This window comes from Streptomyces sp. SID14436, from assembly GCF_010548465.1.
GTDB lineage: Bacteria > Actinomycetota > Actinomycetes > Streptomycetales > Streptomycetaceae > Streptomyces.
Genome location: NZ_JAAGMD010000301.1, coordinates 1 through 3,879 on the forward strand (window position 1 = coordinate 1; position 3,879 = coordinate 3,879).

At 75.0% G+C, this 3,879-nt stretch carries 3 protein-coding genes; all 3 read right to left on the reverse strand.

Annotation, left to right across the window (positions count from 1 at the left end):
* Nucleotides 1–1,292: sensor histidine kinase (locus tag G3I53_RS11070; protein WP_343240593.1), on the reverse strand; the 1,292-nt coding region annotated here is incomplete at its 3' end.
* A 212-nt stretch (nt 1,293–1,504) separates the two neighbouring features.
* Nucleotides 1,505–2,722 carry an FAD-dependent oxidoreductase gene (locus tag G3I53_RS11075; RefSeq protein WP_164332708.1) on the reverse strand — a complete coding sequence of 406 codons (1,218 nt, stop codon included), beginning with the start codon at nt 2,720–2,722 and terminating at the stop codon, nt 1,505–1,507.
* A gap of 115 nt (nt 2,723–2,837) precedes the next feature.
* Nucleotides 2,838–3,785 carry an RNA polymerase sigma-70 factor gene (locus tag G3I53_RS11080; RefSeq protein ID WP_164332709.1) on the reverse strand — a complete coding sequence of 316 codons (948 nt, stop codon included), beginning with the start codon at nt 3,783–3,785 and terminating at the stop codon, nt 2,838–2,840.
* Between the last annotated feature and the right edge of the window lie 94 nt (nt 3,786–3,879).

A 3,879-nucleotide genomic window follows, 5' to 3' on the forward strand; every position in this document is an offset into this window, starting at 1 on the left:
GCCCCGACGGGCAGCTCGGCCGTCACGCGCCAGCCCCCGCCGGGGAGCGGGCCCGCCACCAGCCGCCCGCCGACCGAGGCGGCCCGTTCCCGCATCCCGATCAGGCCGAAACCGTCACCACCGGTGCCCTCGCCCGGCGTGCCGTCACCCGGCGTGCCGTCCCAGGCCGCCCGGGCGTCCTCGGCCCCGGTGCCGGACACGCCCCCGCCGTCCGGCGCGGTACGGCCGTGGTCCACTCCGCCGTGGCGTCCGTCGTCGGTGACCTCCACCCTCAGCCGGTGCCCCTCCGTACTCACCGACACCCTCGCGTGCCGCGCGTCCGCGTGTCTGATCACGTTGGTCAGTGCCTCCTGCACGATCCGGTAGGCGGCCAGCTCCACCACCTGCGGCAGCGGCCCGGCCGCCACCCGCAGTGTCACGTCGAGACCCGTCCCGCGCACCCGCTCCACCAGGTCCGCCAGCTCCGCGAGCCGGGGCGCCGGGCCGGTCAGGTCTCCGCCCTCCGACCGCAACACGCTGACCGTGGCGCGCAGTTCGTGCACCGCCTCCTTGCCGGACGCCCGCACCTGCCGCATCGCCTCCCGCGCCACCTCCGGGCGGGCGTCGAAGGCGTCGAGGGCCAGCCCGGCCTGCACGGTCATCGCCGACACGGTGTGGGCGACCACGTCGTGCAGCTCGCGCGCGATCCGCACCCGCTCCTGCTCCACCCGGCGGCGCGCCTCGCGCTCCCGTTCCGCCTCCGCCCGCTCGGCCCGGTCCGCGTACTCGCGCATCAGCTCCCGTCGCCCGCGCACGGCCTCGCCCAGCAGCAGCGGCACCAGCGGCCACAGCATCTCCAGCAGGGGTGCCCCCTGCGGCTGCACCACGTCGATGCCCGCCACCAGCGACACCGCGCCGGAGATCACGGCGGCGACCACGGCGGTCCGCACGGTCCGCCTCCGGTCCCCCTGCACGGCGACGGCGTACAGAGCCACCATGACGGGCAGGTTGAGCAGTTCCCCGATGTGCCCGTACAGCGCCCACCCGGCGCACGCCGCTCCGGTGACCACCGTGACCGCGACCGGATACCGGCTGCGCACCAGCAGCGCCCCGATGGACACCGCGAACAGCAGCCAGGTCACCTCGTCGGCCTGCCGGTAGCCGGGCTCGTTGACCGCGGCGTCCGAGCCGGTGAGCACGGCGACGACCGCCGCGATCAGGAGGTCCACGACCGGCGGCGGCAGCGGCCGGCCCGGAGGGAGGAGGTACCGGTACCGGGAGATCCGGGAGATCCGGGAGGCAGAACGGCTCACGGCGCCACCGTAGGAGCCCGGGGCGGTGAACGCGTACGACCTGGGGAGTACACGCCGGGTTCCCGTCCCGCCCCGCCGGCGGACCGCCGGGGACGGCCGTCGGGCCCGCCCCACGGCCGGCGGTCCTCAGGCCGCCTCACGGAGAGCGCGGGTGTCCTCAGGCCCGCCTCACGGAACGCGCGGTCCTCAGGCCACCTCGCGGAGCGCGGTCCTCAGGCCGCCTCACGGAGCGCGGGGTCCTCCGGGCGCGCCGGGTCCCGCACCACGCGGCGGCGCCGGACCGGCATGCCGAGCAGCGGGTTGGCGACGCCCCAGGCGGCGCCCTTGTTGACCAGTTCCTTGTAGACGGCGGCGAGCCGCCCGGTCAGGGCCGCGCGGACGGCGCGGTCGTCGGCGGTGACGTACTGGATGAGGCCCTCCTTGCGGCCCAGCGAGATGCACTGGTTGAAGTAGCGCATCGGCACATGGGGCAGCTTGCCGCCGGTCAGGCGGGCCGTGATCGCGTCGGCGGCCTGCCAGGCGGTGGGCACGCCGGAGGCGCACGACATGCGCAGCGGCTTGTCGCCCGGACCCATCACCATGGCGGTGTCCCCGATGGCGTACACGTCCGGGTGGGAGACCGAGCGCAGGGTGCCGTCGACGACGACCTGGCCGGTGTCCGTGACCTCCAGGGCGGTGCCGCGGGCGATCGGATGGACGGCGAAGCCGGTGGTCCACACGGTGACCGCGGCGGGGAGGGTGGTCCCGTCGGCGGTGGTGAGGTGGTCGGGGGCCACGGCGGCGACGGAGGCGTTCTCGTGCACGGTGATGCCGAGCCCGCCGAACACCTTCCGCAGGTGCGCCCGGCCCTTGTCGGACAGCCAGTCGCCGAGCGTGCCGCGGGTGGCGAGGGCGACGTCGAGGTCCGGGCGGGCCTCGGCGATCTCGGTCGCCGCCTCCACCCCGGTCAGGCCGCCCCCGACGACGACCACGGACTCCCCGGCCGCCAGCCGGGCCAGGCGCTCGCGCAGCCGGAGCGCTCCGGGGCGGCTCGCGATCTCGTGGGCGTGCTCGGCCACGCCGGGCACCCCGTGGTCGTTCCAGCCGCTGCCGAGGGCGTACACGAGGGTGTCGTACGCCAGTTCCTCCTCGGTCCCGCCGCCTCCCCGCGACGCGGTGCCGACGACGGTGACGGTTTTGCGGTCGACGTCGATGCCGGTGACCCGGGCCTGCTTCAGGACGACGCCGGTGCCCGCGAGCATGTCCCGCAGCGGGCGGGGGCGGAGGTCCTGGCCGGCCGCGAGCTGGTGCAGGCGCACCCGCTCGACGAAGTCGGGTTCGGCGTTGACGAGGGTGATGGTGACGTCGTCACGGTGCAGTCGCCTGGCGAGGCGCCCGGCGGCGCTGGCTCCGGTGTATCCGGCTCCGAGTACGACGATGCGGTGCTGCATGTCCCTGCTCCTGTCTTGAGCGGATTCGCCCCTTGAACCGGACAGGGCGCCGTTTCCTGACAGGAAAGGAATGTGACCTGCATCACATAGAGGGCGGACGGTGCCAGAAGGCCTGTCAGAAGGTCCGGGGGAGCACCGGTTCGCCGCGGTCGGTGGCCGCCCACTGCCGGGACAGGCGTTCCAGCTTGTCGGGGTTGACCTGGCTGCGGAGGGCCGCGATGCCGTCGCCGGTGATCTCCAGGCACATGACGCCGACCACCCGGCCGTCGACGACCGCCACGAGGGCGGGCTCGCCGTTGGCGGTCGTGACGTACAGCGCGGGCGAGCCGCCGACCAGGGAACGCTTGGCCTGGGACGGGACGAACAAACCCCGCATGAACTTCGCGACCGCGACCGCGCCCTCGAACGCCTTGGCCCGGGCGGGCGCCTTCCCGCCGCCGTCGCCGACCGCGACCGCGTCCTCGGTGAGCAGCCGTACCAGCGGCTCGGTGCGGCCGCTGGTGGCGGCCGCGAGGAACTCGTCGATGACCCGCCGGGCCGCCGCCTCGTCGATCTCGCTGCGCCGCCGGCCCGCGGCCACGCGCTCCTTGGCCCGGTGCAGGATCTGCTGGCTGGCCGCCTCGCTGATGTCGAGGATCGCGGCGATCTCCCGGTGCGGGTAGTCGAAGGCCTCCCGCAGCACGTACACGGCGCGCTCGTTGGGGGACAGCCGCTCCATCAGCACCAGCACCGCGTACGACACCGACTCGCGCTGTTCGGCGGTGTCGGCGGGGCCGAGCATCGGGTCCCCCTCGATCAGCGGCTCGGGGAGCCACTGGCCCACATAGGTCTCGCGCCGGGCCCGGGCCGAGGAGAGCTGATTGAGGCAGAGGTGGGTGAGGACCTTCGTCAGCCATGCCTCGGGCACCCTGATCCGGTCGACGTCGGCCGCCTGCCAGCGCAGGAAGGTCTCCTGCACGGCGTCCTCGGCCTCGCTCGCCGAGCCGAGGAGGCGGTAGGCGATGGCTTCCAGGCGGGGCCTGGCGGCCATGAACCGGTCTACGTCGTGCGCGGTCGGGCCCATGGACCGGATCCTAACGCCCGGGCCGCCACCCCCACCGGACCCCGCGCCCCACCGGACCCCGCGCCCCGGCGGGCCCGGGCCCGGGTGCCTCCGG